This is a genomic window from Martelella sp. FOR1707 (assembly GCF_053484265.1).
Map to the genome: position 1 here is coordinate 301,055 of NZ_JBAKFP010000006.1, position 19,083 is coordinate 320,137.

Sequence of the window (19,083 nt, forward strand, 5' to 3'; positions counted from 1 at the left end):
TATGGGCGCGATCAAGCTCGAAAACGTGGAAAAATGGTTCGGCGACCTGCAGGTCATCAAGGGCATCGACCTCGAGATTGCCGATGGCGAGTTCGTGATCTTCGTCGGCCCCTCCGGCTGCGGAAAATCGACGTTGCTCCGGATGATTTCCGGCCTCGAGGAGACCAGCCGCGGACGTATCCTGCTCGACGGCGACGACGTCACCGACCGGCTGCCGTCGGAGCGCGGGCTTTCCATGGTGTTCCAGTCCTACGCACTCTACCCGCACATGAATGTGCGCGAAAACATGGGGTTCTCGTTGAAGACAGCCGGCAGCCCGAAATCGGAAATCGAGGAAAAGGTCGGCCGCGCCGCCGAAATCCTCAAACTCGACGACTATCTCGACCGCCGCCCCAAGGCGCTGTCCGGCGGCCAGCGCCAGCGCGTCGCGATTGGCCGCGCGATCGTGCGCGAGCCGAAGGGTTTTCTGTTCGACGAGCCGCTTTCAAACCTTGATGCCGCGCTCAGGGTCGAGATGCGCTTCGAGATCGCCCGCCTCCACGAAACGCTCGGCACGACAATGATCTACGTGACCCATGATCAGGTCGAGGCGATGACGCTTGCCGACAGGATCGTGGTGCTGAAGGACGGAAGGATCATGCAGATCGGGACGCCGCGCGAACTCTACGAAAAACCCGACAACCTGTTCGTTGCGCAATTCATCGGCTCGCCGAAGATGAACATCCTGCCGTGTACCGGCGGGGACGGGAAATACGCCATCGAGGGCCATGGCGGCGGCGCGCTGCCGGATGGCACAGGCGATGCGCCGACATCGCTCGGCATCCGTCCCGAACATATCGACGTCGTCGCTCCCGGAGAGGGGCAGGTCACCGGCAAAGTCGAGATCGACGAATATCTCGGCTCCGACACCTTCCTCTATGTTGATTGCGGCACCGCCGGCCGCCTGATCGTGCGCGTGGCGGAAATCGAGGCCGGCATGCGCGGCAAGCAAGTCGGGTTGAAATTCCGGTCGGAAAAATTACACTTTTTCGATGAATCAGGGGCCTCGATCTGACCCGGACGCATCGCCGGCCCCGCGCGCAATTGAAAAAGGCCAGGGAGGCGTCATGACCGTCAAGCGGATCGTTGCCAACATCGCCACACAGTCGATAACGGAGCGCCGCCGCTTCTATGAGGAATTGCTGGGGCTGAAGGCGGTGATGGATCACGGCTGGATCGTCACCCTGGCATCCGACGAACGCGCGCTGGTCCAGATCGCCTTCGCGAGCGAAGGCGGTTCCGGCACGCCGGTGCCCGATCTTTCCATCGAGGTCGATGATCTTGACGAGACCCTCGCCCGGGTGGAGGCGATGGGACTTGCCCTCGCCTATGGTCCCGCCGATGAACCCTGGGGCGTGCGTCGTTTCTTCGTGCGCGATCCCGATGGCCTGCTGCTCAACATCCTCGTCCACGCCGACTCGGCGTGAGCGTCAGGAAGACGGGCACACAAACGGCGTCTTGCGTCCGCCGTCATAGGGAATGGCGTAGCCGCCGGTCAGCAGCAATGTGCTGAGATCGCCCTTTTCCGGCACGCCGACATCTGCGACCACGCGGCCGAAATACTTGTCGCCCGCGATCTCGCGCAACTCCACCCGGTCGCCCTCGTGCAGCAGCGAGATCACATAGTCCTTCGCGATATTGGCCGCTTCCTTCTCGGCCCCGCAGGACGAGCGGAGCTCCGGCGTATCCACCCCGCGCACCCGAACAAGCGTCTCGATGATCTGCCCCGGCCAGGGCCGCGCCTCGACCGCGATCGTATCGCCATCGACGACCCGCACGACCTCAGCGCTCACCGGCCCGGCGAATATCTCGACGGCGCCGGCGACAGGCGGCAGCGACAGGAAAACGGCGCAGAACAGGGCGCATGTGGAAAAGGGGTGATTCATGACAAAGGAATTTATTCCTTTGCTTCCGCCGCATCAATAGGAATTTTTACCCATAGTTAAAAATCGATTGCACGACCCTTGATCTCCCAGTCTCCAAACCGGGCCGGGTCCAGTCCGCCGCGGCCACCGAGTTCGGTTGCCGGCTTGCCGGCCGCGCGTGCGGCCTCGCGGCGACGTTCCTCGGCCTCGGCAAGCGCCCGCTTGGCGGCTTCGGGCAGGTCGCGGTGCTGCGCGTCGGGCTCGTCAGCGGGCTTTTCCGGCATCGACGTCAGCGCCGCCAGATCGGCTGCCGATGGCAGGCCGGCGATATCGTTTTCGTTGCTGTTGCCGTCGTTTCCGTCTGTCATGCCACGTCTCTCGCCAATCAAATCCCGCAAATCCCGCGGTCGCCGCAATATTGATATATGCGCGACCATGCCCCAATTATAGGGCAAGCTTCAACCAATCTGAAGAGTTCCTCATTGTCGCTTCAGGAGACCAGGACATGAATTTCGTTCGCACCGCCATGCTGCTCGCCGCGATGACGGCGTTGTTCATGGGCATCGGCTATATGCTCGGCGGCCAGAGCGGCATGGTAATCGCCTTCCTCGTCGCCGCCGCCATGAACGTTTTCTCCTACTGGAATTCCGACCGCATGGTGCTGAAGATGTATGGCGCCCAGGAGGTCGACGAGCGCACGGCGCCGGAATTTTACGGCATGGTGCGCGAACTTGCAGGCCGCGCCGGTCTGCCCATGCCCAAGGTCTATCTCTATGACAGCCCGCAGCCGAATGCGTTTGCCACGGGGCGCAACCCGCAAAACGCGGCCGTCGCCGCTTCGACCGGCATTGTAAAAATGCTCTCCCGCGAAGAACTGGCGGGCGTGATGGCTCATGAGCTCGCCCACGTCCAGCATCGCGACACGCTGACCATGACGATCACCGCGACCCTTGCCGGCGCAATCTCCATGCTCGCCAATTTCGCCTTCTTCTTCGGGCGCGGCCGTGACAATCCGCTCGGCATTGTCGGCGTTCTGCTGATGATGATCGTCGCCCCGATGGCGGCAGCACTTGTGCAGATGGCGATCAGCCGCACCCGCGAATATTCGGCCGACAGGCGCGGCGGCGAGATCTGCGGCAACCCGATGGCGCTTGCCTCGGCGCTACAGAAAATCCATCACGGCGCCCAGGCGATCCACAATGAGCGCGCCGAGCGCAACCCGGCGACGGCGCACATGTTCATCATCAACCCGCTTTCGGGTCAGAACATGGACAATCTGTTTTCGACCCACCCCAACACCGAAAACCGGATCGCGGCACTGCGCGATCAGGCCGCAAGCATGGGGCAGACCTCGACGCAGGGCTACCGGCCTGCTACAGCGACCCGCAGATCGCAGTCGGTTCCCAACACCGGCAACGGCAATGAACCGCCCTTCAAAGGTCCCTGGTCTTGAATGATGACATGAAGCGGACGGCCCCGAAAAAGGACCGTCCGACCGATAAGCCCGGCTACGCAGCCCGCGCCGCCGCCTCCAAAATCCTCGCCGCCGTGGTCGACCGCAAGACGCCGCTCGACGGCATGATCGACACCGAACACGGCAATGCCGCCTATCGCGCGCTCGGCCCCGCCGACCGGGCGCTCACCCGCGCGCTGGTGCTGACCACGCTCCGTCACAAGCCGATGATCGATCAGGCGATCGCCTCGCTGCTCGACCGTCCGTTGCCGGGCGGCGCGCGGGCGCTGTCGCATGTGCTGGCGATCGCCGCCGCGCAGATCCTCTATCTCGACGTGCCCGATCACTCAGCCGTTGATATCGCCGTGGAACAGGCCAATGCCGATCCGCGCAACAAGCGCTTTGCCGGTCTCGTCAACGCCGTGCTGCGCGGCATGACGCGCCGCAAGGCGAAAATCCTGGACGAACTTGAAGGCGTCAGCCCGATCCCCGACTGGTTCGCGGAGCGGCTGACCGCCGTCTATGGCGCGGATACCGCCCACGCCATCGGCCGCGCCCAGCTTCAGCCGCCGACGATCGATATCTCCGTCAAATCCGACCTGGAAGGCTGGGCCGCGCGGCTTGGCGGCACGGTTCTGTCCACCGGCACGATCCGCCTCGATGCGCCCTCCGGCGCCGTATCGGACATGGATGGCTTTGCCGAGGGGGAATGGTGGGTGCAGGATGCAGCCGCCGCGATCCCCGCAACGCTGTTCGGCGATCTCACGGGCCAGCGCGTGATCGACCTCTGCGCCGCCCCCGGCGGCAAGACCGCGCAACTGATCATGCAGGGCGGCCAGGTGACTGCGCTGGAACGCTCCAAAAGCCGGCTCCGGCGGCTGGAACAGAACCTTTCCCGGCTGCAGCTTTCCGCCGAAACCATCGCCGCCGACATGATGGAATACCAGCCGGAAACGCTCTTCGACGCCGCCCTTCTGGATGCGCCGTGCTCTTCCACCGGCACCGCGCGCCGGCATCCGGACGTGTTCTGGACCAAGGATTTCTCCGACATCGAAAAGCTGGCGGAGGTGCAATATGCCATGGCGCGGCGCGCGCTCGATCTGGTGCGCCCCGGCGGCATCGTGATCTTCTCCAACTGTTCGCTCGATCCGCTGGAAGGCGAGACCGTCGTCGAGCGGCTCCTGGCCGAGGGCGCACCCGCCGAGCGCGCGGCGTTCCCGGCCGGAAAACCGGACGCGCTTGTGCCGTTCTTCGATCCCCAGGGCGCGATCCGGACCACACCGGCGGCCATGCTTGACGGCAAGACCGGCCTCGATGGCTTCTACGCCGTCGCGCTCCGGCGCACAGACGGGTAAGCAAAAACTGACGTAGCACAACCTGTTAAGCAAGTGTTCAGGCTCTTGCGCTACCCCGTAAGGTCGGGTCATGCCGGTTTCCGGCGAACGAAACAAACAAAAAGGGTCTGAAATTGGTTTTTCCGGGCGCGGAAATCGCACGATATGCCTTTCTGTACGCCGAGGAATCCCTCCGGCGCGCCAGGGCGGCCGTATTGTCGCTGCCATTGCCGCGCTGGCCCGGCGGCGCAACGCCGCAATTGCTTGTCGCGCCCACAGACCTGCGCATCGCCGATCCGCTGGAAGGCGAGGACATCGTCTCCGGCCGCTTCGCCTTTACCGGCGAGCTCCTGCTGACGGAAGGCCGACCGCTGTTCTCCTGCGAAATGCCGAGCCCGAACTTCGAGCGGATCGTGTCCGGCTTCGGCTGGCTGAGGCATCTGAGAACCCAGCGCGACAGCAGCGCGAACGAGTTCGCCCGCGCCGCGGTGCTGAGCTTCCTGCGCCGCCACCGCACGCGAACGGGCCCGAGCTTTGCGACGGAAACGGTGGCGATCCGGCTCAACGCCTGGCTCTGCCACTCCACCGTCATTCTCAAGGGCGCGGACGCCGCCTTCTACCGCCGTTTCATCGATGCCGTCATCAGCCACGAGCGCTTGCTGCGCCGGCGGTATCGCGGCATGGCGCGCGACGAGCTAAAGCTGCAGGTCGCCATGACGCTTGCGATGGCCTCGATCAGCCTCGATCTTTCCGACCGGCGCAAAGCCGAGGCGCGGCAGCGGCTTGATGACGAGCTTGCCCGCCAGATCCTTCCCGATGGCGGCCATGTCTCGCGCTGCCCCGACGCGCTGCTGCGGCTTCTGCTCGGCCTGCTGCCGCTCAGGCAGACCTACATCAATCTCGAACAGCCGCTGCCCAAGCGCCTGCTCGCCAGCATCGACCGGGCCTATGCGGCGCTGAACTTCTTCCGCCACAGCGATGGCGAGCTTGCGCTTTTCAACGGCTCGGGCCGGGTGCCCTCGACCGCGCTATCGGCGCTTCTGCGCTATGACGAGATCGGCAGCGCCGGATTCAAGGCCCTGCCCCATACCGGTTTCCAGCGGCTGGAGGCTGGCGGTACCGTGCTGCTCGTCGATGCCGGCAAGCCGCTCTCCGCGCATCTGTCGAAGACCGCCCATGCCAGCGCGACCGCCTTCGAACTGTCATCCGGCAGGAACCGTTTCATCGTCAATGCCGGCGTTCCCGCCGCCCCGCGCGGCGATGCGGCCCGCATGGCGCGCGCCACCGCCGCCCATTCCACCGTCACGATCGACGACCACTCCTCGATCCGGTTCTCCCGCTCGACGTTTCTCGGCCCCGTCGCCTTTGGCGGCCTGCGCCATATCGCAGTTGAACGGGATGAGGACGAGCGCGGCGATGACCGCCTCGTCATGCGCCATGACGGCTATCTGTCGCGGTTCCGGCTCTATTGCGAACGCAGCCTTGCGCTGTCGCCGGACGGGCGCACGATCTCCGGCATCGACCGGTTCCGCCGCCCGCACGACGCCCTGCCGCTTGCCCGCGACGGCCATGTCGCCACCATCCGCTTCCACCTCCATCCGGCGATCTGGACGATGCGGGAGGATGCCGACACGATCTTCATGACCGCGCCGGACAATGAAAGCTGGCTGTTTTCCGCCCCGGGCTTTGCGCCTGAAATCGAAGACGACGTCTTCTTCGCCGCAAGCACGGGCGCCAGAGCCTCGCACCAGATCGTGATCACCGCCGACATCGCCGAACACGCCGACATCGCCTGGCAATTCAAACGTCTGGACTGAGGCGACTTCTTATAAGTGGACACAGCGAGAAGCCCTTCGGGCAGCGGTTTATAATTCCCGCGCGCCATGCTAAAGCGCCGCAGGTATCCCCGTATTTCAGCGCTGCGCCCTCCGCAGCGACCGCCCGAAGGACATCGCCATGGCTGTCGCCTCCAAGAAAATTCCCGCACCCGATCTCGTCACCGTGAAAACCGCGCTGCTTTCGGTTTCCGACAAAAGCGGCATCGTCGAATTCGCGAGCGCGCTTGCGGCGCAGGGGATCAGGCTGCTGTCGACCGGCGGCACCCACAAGGCGCTGGCCGAGGCCGGCCTTGAGGTGACCGACGTTTCAGCCGTCACCGGCTTTCCCGAGATCATGGACGGTCGCGTCAAGACGCTGCATCCGAATGTCCATGGCGGCCTGCTGGCAATCCGGGACGACGAGGAGCATCAGGCGGCAATGCGCGAGCACGGCATTTCCGGCATCGATCTCGCGGTCATCAACCTCTATCCGTTCGAGGAAGTCCGCGCCGCCGGCGGCGACTATCCGACGACGGTGGAAAACATCGATATCGGCGGCCCGGCGATGATCCGCGCGGCGGCCAAGAACCATGCCTATGTAACCGTCATCACCGACCCGGCCGATTACGACGAGGTGCGCGAGGCGATCGAAGCCGGCAATGGCGCCGTGCCCTATGCCCTGCGCCAGACGCTCGCCGCCCGCGCCTATGCCCGCACCGCCGCCTATGACGCCGCGATCTCCGGCTGGTTCGCCGAGGCGCTGTCGCTGGAAAACCCGCGCCATATGACGCTTGGCGGCACGCTGCGCCAGGAGATGCGCTATGGTGAAAACCCGCACCAGTCGGCGGCCTTCTACGTCACCGGCGACAAGCGCCCGGGCGTGGCGAACGCCGTCCAGCATCAGGGCAAGCAGCTTTCCTACAACAATATCAACGACACCGACGCGGCCTTCGAACTGGTCGCGGAGTTTCCGCCGGAGATGGCGCCTGCCTGCGCCATCATCAAGCACGCCAACCCCTGCGGCGTCGCGCGGGCCGGGACGCTTGCCGAGGCCTACAAGCGGGCGCTTGCCTGCGACAGCCAGTCGGCCTTCGGCGGCATCGTCGCGCTCAACAGCACGCTCGATGCCGAGACCGCGTCGGAGATCGTCAAGCTGTTCACCGAGGTGATCATCGCGCCCGACGCCGATGATGCCGCCCGCGAAATCCTCGCCGCCAAGAAGAACCTGCGCCTGCTCACCACCGGCGGCCTGCCGGATCCGCGCGCCCGCGGCATGAATTTCAAGACGGTTGCCGGCGGCTTCCTGGTGCAGTCGCGCGATACCGCGATGATCGACGAGATCGCCCTCAACGTGGTCACCGAACGCGCGCCGACCGACCGCGAGCTTGAGGACATGAAGATGGCCTTCGCGATCGCCAAACACGTCAAGTCGAACGCGATCGTCTATGTGAAGGACGGCCAGACCGCCGGCATCGGCGCCGGCCAGATGAGCCGCATCGATAGTGCCCGCATTGCCGGCATCAAGGCCGAGGAAGCCGCCAAGGCCGCCGGCTGGCCCGAGCCGATGACGCGCGGTTCGGCGGTTGCCTCGGAGGCCTTCTTCCCGTTTGCTGACGGCCTTCTGTCAGCCGTCGCCGCAGGCGCCACCGCCGTGATCCAGCCGGGCGGCTCGATCCGCGATCAGGAGGTGATCGACGCCGCCAACGCCAATGGCGTGGCGATGGTGTTCACCGGCGTCAGGACTTTCCGTCACTGACGGCCACGGCCACGGCCGCCGGCACGAACAGCGCCAGCCCCGCGACCAGAAACACAAGCAGGCTCGCCATGCCGATATTCGGCGAGCCCGTCCAGCTTGTGAGCACCGCGAAGCCCGCGGTCGCCATGAAGCTCGTCAGCCGACCCGTGAGCGAGAACAGGCCGAAGAAGCGGCCGGCTTCAGCGCGGTCCACCGCCCGCGCCAGAAACGCGCGCGAGCCCGCCTGCACGGGCCCGAATGCCAGGCCGATGATCACGCCATAAAACAGGAACGCCTTTTCCGCGCCCGACGAGAACAGCCCGGTACCAGCCGGCGCAAGCGGCACCAGGCCGAACGCCGTGGCATCGACGCTTGTCGACACCACGCCCAGGGTCGCGAAGATCAGCATCGAAAGGGTGACGATCACCACCCGCCCTGCCCCGAAGCGCGTGCCGATACGGGCGGCGCAGAAGCAGCCGAAAATGGCGGCGACGTTGAGGATCATGCCGTAGATGCCGATCTCGGTGATCGACCAGTCGAACATGGAGGCGGCAAACGCGCCGCCCAGGATCAGCAGACCGTTGAGCCCGTCCATATAGAGCATACGCGCGACAAAGAAGCGAAACAGCGCCGGACGCTTCCTGAGGCTGACAAGGGTCGCGAAAAAGTCCGCAAGCCAGCCCTTCAACCGTCTCCCCGCCGCGCCGGTTTTCACATGATCGGGCGTCAGCAGGATCATCGGCATCAGAAACACCAGATACCACAGCGCCGAAAGCGGCCCGGCAAGGCGCGCCGGCTCGCCTTCGGCGGCCGACAGCCCAAACAATGGCGGATTGCCGAGGATGGTAAGGCCGGTATCGGGATCGGCGGAGAGGAACAGCAGGAACAGGATGAGGAAGATCATGCCGCCGAGATAGCCCATCCCCCAGGCGTCGTTGGAAATCCGGGTGATCGCGCCCCGCTCGACCAGACGGGGCAGCATGGCGTCGTTGAAGACCACCGAGAGCTCGGCGGCCACCGTGGCGAGCACGATCATCACCGCCGGCCAGAAATAGCCGCTCCCCGGCGCGGCCTGCCAGAGCATGCACAGCGCCGCGATCTGGATGATGGCGAGGCTGCCGATGAAGCGCTTGTTGCCGCCGGTTGAATCCGACAGCGCGCCGGCCAGCGGGGCGGTAAGCGCGATCACCACGCCCGCCACCGTCGCCGCATTCGCCCAGGCCGTCTGGCCCGCCACCTTGTCCGGGCCGAGCGAGGCCACGAAATAGGGGCCGAAGATGAAGGTGATGATCACCGTGAAGAAGGGCTGCGCCGCCCAGTCGAAAAACATCCAGCCAAGGATGCCCGACCGGCCCGCCGCGCGTTCGTCCGCCTCGCCCTCAGCCAGTGTCAACCCCGTCGCCCCTTATCCACGCCTGCCATTATCCGATAGAATGGCGACAGGCGTTTCGCAAGCGCTCAGATGAGATCGCGCGCCAGATCGCTGAGCAGGCCGGCCGCCACGGTCGTCTTGGCGATGGTCGGATCGCCCGACGCCGCGAGACGCGAAAGCTGATCGGTGACCTGCAGCACACGCTGGGCATGCGCCTCGCGCCAGGCCTCGACGGGTTCTTCCGCCTCGCCATGGCCGATCAGCGCGTTGGCGGCGAGATCGCGCCGGCTTGCGGAAATCTGGTCCATGGAACGGGCGAGCGCCAGCGAATCGTAGAAGTCGGTCGGGCTCATCCGGGCCGCCGCAGAGAGCAGCGGCGAGACGTAGAACATCCGCGTCACCTCGAAATAGGCCCTGGCGGCCTTTTCCAGGCTGTGGCCGCTGCGGCTCGCGATCTGCAGCGCCTCCGGCACGAACATCATCGCCAGATGATGCGCGAGCCGCCGCGACAGCGTCTCCGGCACGCCGGCCTGCCGCCAGCCGGCCTCCTGGTCCGCCAGCCACTCGGCCCGCGCCTCCGGCAGCAGACCCTCGATATCCGTCTCGAACAGCGAGAAGGCATCGCGCAGCTTCTTGACCGACCCGGCGATATCGCCTTCGGCCAGCCCGTTGCGCAGCAGAAGATGGGTCAAAATCCGGAACAGATAGCGAAGCTGCGCATAGATCGCGTTCTGGACATCGCCATCGATCGTGCCGTCCAGCGCATGGACGGCCTGCCAGACATCCTCCATCGCGAAACCGTCACGGGCGATGATCGCGGCCTTGACCACCTCGGCCGGCGTCGCCGCCGTCATGTCGCAGGCGTTGATCACGAATTCCGGACCGCCGCGGTTGATAACGTCATTGGCAAGCCCGGTGGAAATGATTTCCCGGCGCAGGCGGTGGCCGGCGATATCGTCGGAGAATGCCTTGCGCATGCGTTCCGGGAAGTAGTCGTAAAGCACCGGCTCCATATAGGGATCGTCCGGCAGACCGCTTTCCAGGATCTGGTCGAACAGCACGATCTTGCCGTAGGAGAGCAGCACGCCGGTTTCGGCCCGCGTCATCGCCTGATCGGCCTGGCGGCGCGTCTTCAGCGCCTCCTCGTCCGGCAGCATTTCCACGGCGCGGTCGAGATGCCCCTCGCGCTCCAGCACGTCCATCATCCGCGACAGCGACAGCAGGCTCTGCAGCCCCTCGCGGGTGCTGAGCGAGATCGCCAGCGTCTGGAGATAGTTGTTTTCGAGCACGATTTCGGCCACCGCCTCGGTCATCTCCGCCAGCAGGTGGTCGCGGTCCTCGCGCGAAAGCCGGCCGGCGCGCATTGCGGAGGCCAGCGCGATCTTGATGTTGACCTCGACGTCGGAGCAGTTGACGCCGGCGGAATTGTCGATTGCGTCGGAATTGCAGCGCCCGCCCTTCAGCCCGAAGGCGATGCGGCCCTTCTGGGTGACGCCGAGATTGGCGCCCTCGCCGATCACCTTGACGCGAAGCTCGTTGGCATTGATGCGGATCGCGTCATTGCCGCGATCGCCGACCTCGGCATTTGTCTCGCCGGCGGCCTTGATATAGGTGCCGATGCCGCCGAACCAGAGCAGATCGACCTCGCTCTTGAGGATCGCGGTCATCACATCGAACGGCGAATACTCCTCCGCCTTGAGACCGATCGCTGCGGCCGCCTCGGGCGTCAACCGGACCGATTTCTCGTTGCGGGAGATGATCATCCCGCCCGCAGACAGCTTCTCCCGGTCATAATCCTGCCAGCTCGAACGCGGCAGGTCGAACAGCCGCTTGCGCTCGGCAAAGCCCGTTGCCGGATCAGGATCGGGGTCGATGAAGATATCGCGGTGGTCGAAGGCGGCCACCAGCCGGATCTGTTCCGACAGCAGCATGCCGTTGCCGAACACGTCGCCCGACATATCGCCGACGCCCGCCACGGTGAACGGCGTGGTCTGGATATCGATGTTCATCTCGCGGAAATGCCGCTTCACCGCCTCCCAGGCGCCGCGCGCGGTAATGCCCATCTTCTTGTGGTCGTAGCCCGCCGAACCGCCGGAGGCGAAGGCGTCGTCGAGCCAGAAGCCCGCCTCCTGCGCCAGCGCGTTGGCGGTATCCGAGAAGGTCGCCGTCCCCTTGTCGGCGGCGACGACGAAATAGGGATCGTCCTCATCGGCGCGCACCGTGTCCTTCGGCGGCACCACCTCGCCGTCGATGATGTTGTCGGTTATCGACAGAAGGGTGCGGATATAGCTCTTGTAGGCCTCGCGTCCGGCGTTGAACACCTCCTCGCGGCTGCCGCCGACCGGCAGGTTCTTCGGGTAGAAGCCGCCCTTGGCGCCGACCGGCACGATCACGGCGTTCTTCACCTGCTGGGCCTTGACCAGCCCCAGCACCTCGGTGCGGTAGTCCTGGCCGCGATCCGACCATCTCAGCCCGCCGCGCGCGACCTTGCCGAAGCGCAGATGCACGCCTTCCACCTGCGGGCCGTAGAGATAGACCTCGCGGAACGGCCGCGGCTGCGGCAGGATGGCAAGCGACTGCGAGGCGAACTTGAAGGCGAGGTTTGGCCGCGGCGCGCCGTTCTCGTCGGTCTGGAAATAATTGGTCCTGAGCGTCGCGTCGATCAGCTTGACGAACAGCCGCAGGATGCGGTCGTCATCGATATTCGGCACGCCTTCCAGCCCTTCCGTGATCGTGCCGCGGGCGCTTTTCATGCCGTCGCTGCGGGCGTCATCGGAAAGTGCGGGGTTGAAGGCTGTCTCGAACATGGAAAACAGGGCCCGCGCGATAACCGGATACTGGCAGAGCGAATGGGCGATATAGTCTCCGGTGTAGTTGACGCCGGCCTGGCGCAGATATTGCGCATAGGCGCGCAACACGTTGGCCTGACGCCCGCTGAGCCGCGCCAGCAGAACCAGCCGGTTGAAGCTGTCATTGCTGATCGCGCCCTGGAAGGCGTCGACGAAGGCTTCTTCCAGACGGTCGCCATCGGCCTCCAGATCGACATCGCTTTCGACCAGCAGTTCCATGTCGTGGAGGACAACCTCGGTGCTGGCAGCGCCGCTCTCGGCATATTCCAGTTCGAAGGTCCGCTCCGAGACGACGGAGAAGCCGAGATTTTCCAGAAGCGGCACGCGCCGCGACAGCGGCACATGGGAGCCCCCGTGGAAAATCTTGAGACGGAGCACCTCCGCCTCTTCCTCATGTCGGTCGCGGTAGAAATCGATGCGCATGCCCTTCTTGGCCGCGTCGCCGATCAGCCCGAGATCAGCATAGGCCTCATCCGGGGAGAAGGCCTCGTGATAGGCCTCGTTTGCCTCGATCTCCGGCGCGCCGGGACCGGCCAGTTCCTTGAACCGCTCCGTCCAGTCGGCGGCAAGCCTTGTGACCTCGGCCTCGAGTTCGGCCTGCGGCACGTCCGGCGTCTTGTCCATGCTGCGCCGCCCGATGATGAAATGCACCCGCGCCGAACGCCCCTCGGGAAACGAGGGATAATAGGCGGACACCCGGCCCTTGTAGACGCTGGCCAGATAGTCGCCGATCTTCTCGCGCAGGCGGGAATCATAAAGGTTGCGCGGTACATAGACGAGCACCGAGACGAAACGGTCGAAATTGTCGATCCGGCTCAGCACCCGGATGCGCGGCCGGTCGGCAATCGCCATGATCTGCTCGCAGAAATCGGCAAGCAGCGGCACCGGGGCCTGGAACAGTTCGTCGCGCGGATAGGATTCCAGAATGTTCTGCAGCATCCGGCCCGCATGGCTCTTCGGTTCGTAACCGAAGCGGCGGGTGACATCCGCGATCTTGGCGCGCAAGAGCGGAATGCGCACCGCCGACTGGGTATAGGCGGTGAAGGTGAACAGGCCGACGATCCTGAGTTCGCCGACCACCTCGCCGTTTTCGCCGAAACGCTTGACGCCGATATAATCCATATACGCGCGGCGATGAACCGTGGAGGTGGTGTTGGCCTTGGTCACCAGAAGCAGTTTCGGACTTTCCAGAAAGCCGATGATTTCCGGCGTCGAGACCACGGGATTGGGGCCGCGCCGCAGCACCCGCATTTCCGGATCGGAGAGGATGCCGATCGCCGCATCCGGCACATGCTCGACCCGCGCGCCATCCGCATCCTTGAGATAGACAAGCTCGCGCATGCCGAGGAAGGTGAAATTGCCATCGCGCAGCCAGGCGAGAAAGGCAAGCGCCTCCTCCCGGGCATCCGCGACGGCAGCCGGGGCGCGGGTTTTGATTTCGTTCATCGCCGTTTCGAGCTTGGCCAGCATTTCCGGCCAGCCGGCGACCGCGAGGCGAACATGGTTCAGGATATATTCGAGCTGCGCCTTCAACCGCGCGCGCGTTTCCGGCGCGAGCTGGCGGACATGGACCTGGACATGGCTGATGCGGTCGTCCTCGGCATGCTCGATGTCGGATGAAAACGCCACCGGCGCCTGTCCCGGCGTGACGACCAGGATCGGGTGAACGGCCAGCATGAAATCATTAGTGAATTCCGCGATCTCCGCCATCACCGAATCATAGATGAACGGCATGTTGCGGTCGGTGACCGTGATCACATCGGTTGCAATACCTTCCGGCGCGATGCCTTCGACCGCGCCGATCGTGACCCGCGCGTCGCCGCCGTCATAGGCCGCGATCTCGTGGGCCGCGTGGTATGCGGCGGCCGCAATCGCTTCGGGCGTGTAGCGCTCCAGATCCTCGGGACTGGCATGGTCGAACATGAAAGCCGGGTTGATGTAAGCCTTGTTGGCCTCCCTGGCGAGGCGCTCGGCCTGCTGCATCAGGGACTTGCGCTTCTGGTCGGCTTTGGTGTCCATGTTTCCTCCAGCTTATTTTATGTCAGCGGATCGAGCCGCTATTTTGGGCGATTTTCCGCGCCATTGGGATACCGTTTAACGCCGCGGCCATGACAGCCGCTTGACAGCTTGCTCCAATAGGCGATTTAGAGCGTAATTGAGGCGAATGACAAAACAATTTCGCCGTTTTATCGTTTTGGTTGCATTCAGCCCAGGCTTCAATGGGGCCCATTATGACTTTCGACATGCCCGACGGCGCCGTTATCGCGATTTCAAGCTACGTCATGCGCGGCAAGATTGGCAACCGCGCCATCGTGTTTGCACTGGAAACTCTTGGTTACAATACATGGTCCGTGCCCACCGTCGTGCTGCCCTGGCACCCGGGCCACGGGCGCGCCACAAGGCTGCAATTTGAAGGCGAGGCTTTCGCGACGGCGCTCGGAGAACTTGGCGCAAGCCGCTGGCGCGGAGAGGTTCGCGCCGTCATCAGCGGCTATCTCGCCAGCGCGGCGCAGGCCGATGCAATCGCGCAAATGGTGGAAAACCTGCGCGCCGAAAATCCCGACCTCATCTATCTCTGCGATCCCGTGATCGGCGATGAGGGCGGGCTTTATGTTGGCGAAGACATCGCCCGCGCGATCCGCGACCGGCTTCTGCCGCTCGCCGATATCGCGACGCCCAACCGTTTCGAGCTCGCCTGGCTTTCAGGGCGCACGCTTGAAGACAACACGGCCGCAATCGATGCAGCACTTGCACTCGGGCCGGCGGAAGTCGTGGTCACCTCGGCGCATTCCATGCTGAAGCAGGGCGTCGCGGCGCTGTTCGTCGATCGCAGGCAGGCGCTGCTTGCCGAGCATCAGCGCGTCGACAACCCGCCAAACGGGCTCGGCGACCTGTTCTCCGCGCTGTTTCTGGCCGCAAGGCTTGCCGGAAAGCCGCCGGCCGAAGCGCTTGAAAAATCCACTGCTTCCGTATTTGAAACGCTGACGCGCGCGGTGCGCGAAAGCGCGGACGAGTTGATGCCGGAAAAGGATGCGCAAAGCCTGAGGGCGCCCTTTGCAAAAATTGGCCAGCGTCAATTGATGCATCCCGCCCGGCGACGTAAAAGAAACTGACGCGCTGGCACGGCGCCCGAAAATAAGGACGGCAGAATGACGGACTCTTTCCCGAAACCCCTTCTCGACGGCTACAAGAACTTCATGTCCGGACGCTATGTCGAGGAGCGCGCCCGCTATCGCCAGCTTGCCGAGGAAGGTCAGAAGCCGCAGACGCTGTTCATCGCCTGCTGCGATTCCCGCGCCGCGCCGGAAATGATCTTCGATGCCAGCCCGGGCGAGCTGTTCGTGGTTCGCAATGTCGCCAACATGGTGCCGCCCTATGAGCCGGACGGCCAGTATCACGGCACGTCCGCCGCCCTTGAATTCGCGGTCGAGGGCCTGAAAGTCAAGAATATCGTGGTGCTCGGCCATGGCCGCTGCGGCGGAATCCATGCGGCACTTTCGCCCAACGCCGATCCGCTGTCGCCAGGCGATTTCATTGGCAAGTGGACCAACCTGCTGAAGCCCGCCGCCGCCCAGATCAATTCCAATTCGATCATGACGGAAAGCGAGCGCCAGACCGCGCTGGAGCGGATATCGATCCGCAACTCGCTTTCCAACCTGCGCTCCTTCCCCAATGTGAAGGAGGCCGAGAAACAGGGCAAGCTGAAGCTCTACGGCGCCTGGTTCGACATTTCATCGGGCGAATTGTGGGTGATGGACAACAAGACCGGCGATTTCATCCGCCCGGACTAAAGATCAAAAACCGTCCGGCGCGTCAGCGCCGGGCGTCGTCCGCGTCGTCGTCGACGCTTGCCTCGATCCGCTCCATGTCGTCATCCGACAGGCCGAAATGATGGCCGATCTCGTGGATCAGAACATGGCTGACGATGTCGCCAAGCGTTTCCTCGTTTTCAGCCCAGTAATCGAGGATCGGCCGGCGGTAGAGCGTGATCCTGTTGACCATCTCGCCGGTTTCCATTGTGAAACGTTCCGAAACGCCACGCCCCTCGAACAGGCCGAGCAGATCGAACGGCGTTTCCAGCGCCATGTCCTCGAAGATTTCGTCGCTCGGAAAATCGGCAATCTCGATCACGAGGTCGCCGGTCAGCGCCCGAAACGCCTCGGGCAATCTGGCATAGGCCTCGATCGCAAGCGATTCCACGCTTTCAAGACTGGGCGAATAGCGCCCCTGCCAGTCCTCGCTTTTGTTTTCAATCGCCATATGAGCTCCTTCGCCCGGCCCATATAGGCCTTTTCGCCGGAGATTTCGAGCAAAGAATATGCCGGCATCGCCGCGCCGGATCGACGTGGCGCGCCGGGCGCGAAAATGTCGTCTGCAAACCGATTGGAAATCCCGCCCTTGACGCTTGACACCCCCTGCCGCAGGCCCTAATAACGCCCCGTCCCGCGCAAAGCGCCGGACCCCTTGTCACCGCCCGACGGTGCGCAGGTTGGCGGAGTAGCTCAGTAGGTTAGAGCAGAGGAATCATAATCCTTGTGTCGGGGGTTCAAATCCCTCCTCCGCTACCAAAAAATTCAACAACTTAGTCGGAAATCACCTATGCGTTGCGCCTTTTCGCGTCTGCCGGTGAGCGCTCTTCCTGCTTGAAAATTGTATCACGGTATGATACATAGCCAGCGATGATCCGATCGTTCAGGGACAAGGTGACGGAGCAGGTCGCAAAGGGGAAAAGCCCGAAGGGGTTTCCTGCTGATCTGCTCAAGGTCGCGCGGCGCAAGCTGTTCATGCTCGAAAATGCCGAGACACTTGACGATCTGCGGGTTCCGCCGGCCAATCGTCTTGAACCACTGAAGGCTGATCGGGCCGGGCAATATTCGATCCGCGTAAATGACCAGTTCCGCCTCTGCTTTCGCTGGGTGGACGGCAACGCGGAAGACGTTGAATTCGTCGACTACCATTGAAGGAGATAGCCGTGACCCTGCTTGCTTTCGCGATACACCCCGGCGAAATCCTCGACGAGGAGTTTCTGAAACCGTTGAACATGAGCGCTGGCGCGCTGGCAAAGCGCCTCGGCGTTCCACGCACACGCATCGAGCGGCTCGTGAAGGGCGAAACTTCCCTGACCGCCGATACGGCGCTGCGCCTGTCCGCCTTCTTCGGCAATACACCTGAGTTCTGGCTCAACATGCAACGCGCCTACGATCTCGCTGAAGCAAGCAAGGTCGTCGACGTTTCGCACATCCGGCCCTTGGAAGCGGCGTGAGCCTCCGAAAACGCCGGCAAGCTTTCTACATGAAAATCCCCGGCCTTGCGGGCACGCCATTACGGCTTGGTATCTCGGAAAATTCAGTCACCCGCCGGCATCTTCCGATGTCCCAAACCCTTTGCGTTCGCGCGTGGGGACAATCACGAAGCGGTAGATCAGGGGCAGGAACAGGACGGCCGTGAATATGCGGACGATATGGTGGCAGGCGACGTAGACCGGGTCGGCGTCGATTGAAACCGCGATCAGGCCCATTTCCGTCACGCCGCCCGGCGCGAAGGAAATGAAACCGACGATCACGGAATTGTATCCGAGCATCGAAACCGTAAGACCCGCCGCCACGGCCACCGACAGGGAAACGACGATCAACGGTAGCGACAGCAATACCGACCTGTAGAGCGTGCGCATGTCGACCGCGGCGAACCGTCCGCCAAGACTGGCGCCGATGATGAGCTGGGTGACCTGGATGAGCGATGTCGGGATCAGCGCGAATGTGAGCCCGGTCGAATGCAGCGCGGCGCTCGCGATCATCGGACCGATCATGTTGGCTGCCGGCAGGCGGATCTTGCGGGCAACATAGGCGCCCACGAAGGCGGCGGCCGCCATCAGCAGGGTATCCAGCACCCCGATCGGGTTCACCGCCGCCGGCGCGCTTGCCCCGCTGGCGCTGCCGACGGGATGGCCGACATAGACGGTCAGCAGCAGAGGAATGATGGTGACCGCAAGCGAAATCCGCGCCAGATGCTGCACCACCGTGAGAGTCGGATCGCCGTTGAACCGCTCGCTGATGATCACCGCCTCCACGACGCCGCCCGGCGAGGAGGCGAAGAAGGCTGTCGCGCGATCTAGCCGCCCAGCCGTTTCAGCAGTACATAGCTGATCATCTGCGTCACGAGCGCGAACGGAATAACAAGAAGCAGCGACGGCCACCACTTTCCCATATGCATGATCGTCTGGGGCGTGACCTGCGAACCGATCATGAGGCCGATGATGGGAATGAAGACATTGCGCAGCGGGGTCGGCATCACCGGGATCGCGCCGAAAACCTTCGGTTTCGCCATTGCAACCGCCGCCGCCGCAAAAAGCGGCCCGAGCATCCAGGGCAAGGGCATCCCGGCGGCAACCGCACCCCAAGCACCCGCCGCGGCGACCGCAAAGATGACCAGTAGTCGAGTGCCGTAAGGCAGGTATCGGATCATCTTCCCGCGCCGTCGCGCCAGGCCTGCAGATGGCGGCTGTCGCCCCGGGCCGGGAGCTGACGGGTATTCGACATTTTTTTCATTGCGGCCTCCCCCTTTTCCTTGTCACAACATGCGAACCGCGGATTTGACAAGACAGCCATTCGAATTTATTTCC

The 19,083-nt window shown here is 63.9% G+C and carries 15 protein-coding genes, 1 tRNA gene and 1 pseudogene; 11 read left to right on the forward strand and 6 right to left on the reverse strand.

What is annotated here, in order from left to right:
• Nucleotide 1 precedes the first annotated feature (1 nt).
• Both V6765_RS18400 and V6765_RS18405 read left to right on the forward strand, forming a co-directional pair.
• Nucleotides 2–1,054, forward strand: coding sequence for an ABC transporter ATP-binding protein (locus V6765_RS18400; RefSeq protein WP_448431434.1), 1,053 nt, complete (start codon nucleotides 2–4; stop codon nucleotides 1,052–1,054).
• Nucleotides 1,055–1,106: 52 nt separating this feature from the next.
• Nucleotides 1,107–1,466 (forward strand): VOC family protein, encoded by a 360-nt coding sequence (locus V6765_RS18405; protein WP_448431436.1) that lies wholly within the window; start codon nucleotides 1,107–1,109, stop codon nucleotides 1,464–1,466.
• 3 nt (nucleotides 1,467–1,469) lie between these two features.
• On the opposite strand, the gene V6765_RS18410 is transcribed toward V6765_RS18405, so the two are convergent.
• Both V6765_RS18410 and V6765_RS18415 read right to left on the reverse strand, forming a co-directional pair.
• Nucleotides 1,470–1,925, reverse strand: coding sequence for a thermonuclease family protein (locus V6765_RS18410; RefSeq protein WP_448431438.1), 456 nt, complete (start codon nucleotides 1,923–1,925; stop codon nucleotides 1,470–1,472).
• A gap of 56 nt (nucleotides 1,926–1,981) precedes the next feature.
• Nucleotides 1,982–2,188: a DUF1674 domain-containing protein gene (locus tag V6765_RS18415; protein ID WP_448431529.1), complete on the reverse strand. Its 207-nt coding sequence runs from the start codon at nucleotides 2,186–2,188 to the stop codon at nucleotides 1,982–1,984.
• Between the two features lie 221 nt (nucleotides 2,189–2,409).
• Here V6765_RS18415 and htpX point away from each other — a divergent pair, with 221 nt between their 5' ends.
• From htpX to purH, 4 genes are all read left to right on the forward strand, one after another.
• The gene (htpX, locus tag V6765_RS18420; RefSeq protein ID WP_448431440.1) at nucleotides 2,410–3,357 is read left to right on the forward strand and encodes a zinc metalloprotease HtpX; all 948 of its coding nucleotides are present in this window, start codon (nucleotides 2,410–2,412) and stop codon (nucleotides 3,355–3,357) included.
• Nucleotides 3,348–4,712, forward strand: coding sequence for an RsmB/NOP family class I SAM-dependent RNA methyltransferase (locus tag V6765_RS18425; RefSeq protein WP_448431531.1), 1,365 nt, complete (start codon nucleotides 3,348–3,350; stop codon nucleotides 4,710–4,712). The genes htpX and V6765_RS18425 overlap by 10 nt, the downstream gene beginning before the upstream one ends.
• 194 nt (nucleotides 4,713–4,906) lie before the next feature.
• Nucleotides 4,907–6,508: a heparinase II/III family protein gene (locus tag V6765_RS18430; RefSeq protein WP_448431442.1), complete on the forward strand. Its 1,602-nt coding sequence runs from the start codon at nucleotides 4,907–4,909 to the stop codon at nucleotides 6,506–6,508.
• A 139-nt stretch (nucleotides 6,509–6,647) separates the two neighbouring features.
• A complete protein-coding gene (purH, locus tag V6765_RS18435; protein ID WP_448431444.1) occupies nucleotides 6,648–8,264 on the forward strand; it encodes a bifunctional phosphoribosylaminoimidazolecarboxamide formyltransferase/IMP cyclohydrolase in 1,617 nt (538 codons plus the stop codon).
• Here the strand turns inward: purH and V6765_RS18440 are convergent.
• Both V6765_RS18440 and V6765_RS18445 read right to left on the reverse strand, forming a co-directional pair.
• Nucleotides 8,245–9,573, reverse strand: a complete 1,329-nt coding sequence (locus V6765_RS18440) for an MFS transporter (protein ID WP_448431533.1) — start codon at nucleotides 9,571–9,573, stop codon at nucleotides 8,245–8,247. The genes purH and V6765_RS18440 overlap by 20 nt on opposite strands.
• A 128-nt stretch (nucleotides 9,574–9,701) precedes the next feature.
• Nucleotides 9,702–14,483, reverse strand: coding sequence for an NAD-glutamate dehydrogenase (locus tag V6765_RS18445; protein ID WP_448431446.1), 4,782 nt, complete (start codon nucleotides 14,481–14,483; stop codon nucleotides 9,702–9,704).
• A 212-nt stretch (nucleotides 14,484–14,695) separates the two neighbouring features.
• On the opposite strand from V6765_RS18445, the gene pdxY reads away from it, so the two are divergent.
• Both pdxY and V6765_RS18455 read left to right on the forward strand, forming a co-directional pair.
• Nucleotides 14,696–15,577, forward strand: coding sequence for a pyridoxal kinase PdxY (gene pdxY, locus V6765_RS18450; protein ID WP_448431448.1), 882 nt, complete (start codon nucleotides 14,696–14,698; stop codon nucleotides 15,575–15,577).
• A 36-nt stretch (nucleotides 15,578–15,613) separates the two neighbouring features.
• A complete protein-coding gene (locus V6765_RS18455) occupies nucleotides 15,614–16,255 on the forward strand; it encodes a carbonic anhydrase (protein ID WP_448431450.1) in 642 nt (213 codons plus the stop codon).
• Between the two features lie 22 nt (nucleotides 16,256–16,277).
• Here V6765_RS18455 and V6765_RS18460 read toward each other — a convergent pair whose 3' ends face one another.
• Nucleotides 16,278–16,724: a metallopeptidase family protein gene (locus tag V6765_RS18460; RefSeq protein ID WP_448431452.1), complete on the reverse strand. Its 447-nt coding sequence runs from the start codon at nucleotides 16,722–16,724 to the stop codon at nucleotides 16,278–16,280.
• Between the two features lie 231 nt (nucleotides 16,725–16,955).
• Here V6765_RS18460 and V6765_RS18465 point away from each other — a divergent pair.
• From V6765_RS18465 to V6765_RS18475, 3 genes are all read left to right on the forward strand, one after another.
• A tRNA-Met gene (locus tag V6765_RS18465) sits at nucleotides 16,956–17,032 on the forward strand.
• A 111-nt stretch (nucleotides 17,033–17,143) separates the two neighbouring features.
• Nucleotides 17,144–17,425 carry a type II toxin-antitoxin system RelE/ParE family toxin gene (locus V6765_RS18470; protein WP_448431454.1) on the forward strand — a complete coding sequence of 94 codons (282 nt, stop codon included), beginning with the start codon at nucleotides 17,144–17,146 and terminating at the stop codon, nucleotides 17,423–17,425.
• Between the two features lie 11 nt (nucleotides 17,426–17,436).
• Nucleotides 17,437–17,727 (forward strand): HigA family addiction module antitoxin, encoded by a 291-nt coding sequence (locus V6765_RS18475; protein ID WP_448431456.1) that lies wholly within the window; start codon nucleotides 17,437–17,439, stop codon nucleotides 17,725–17,727.
• An 87-nt stretch (nucleotides 17,728–17,814) separates the two neighbouring features.
• On the opposite strand, the pseudogene V6765_RS18480 reads toward V6765_RS18475, so the two are convergent.
• Nucleotides 17,815–18,926, reverse strand: a pseudogene (locus V6765_RS18480) (AbrB family transcriptional regulator).
• Nucleotides 18,927–19,083: the final 157 nt, after the last annotated feature.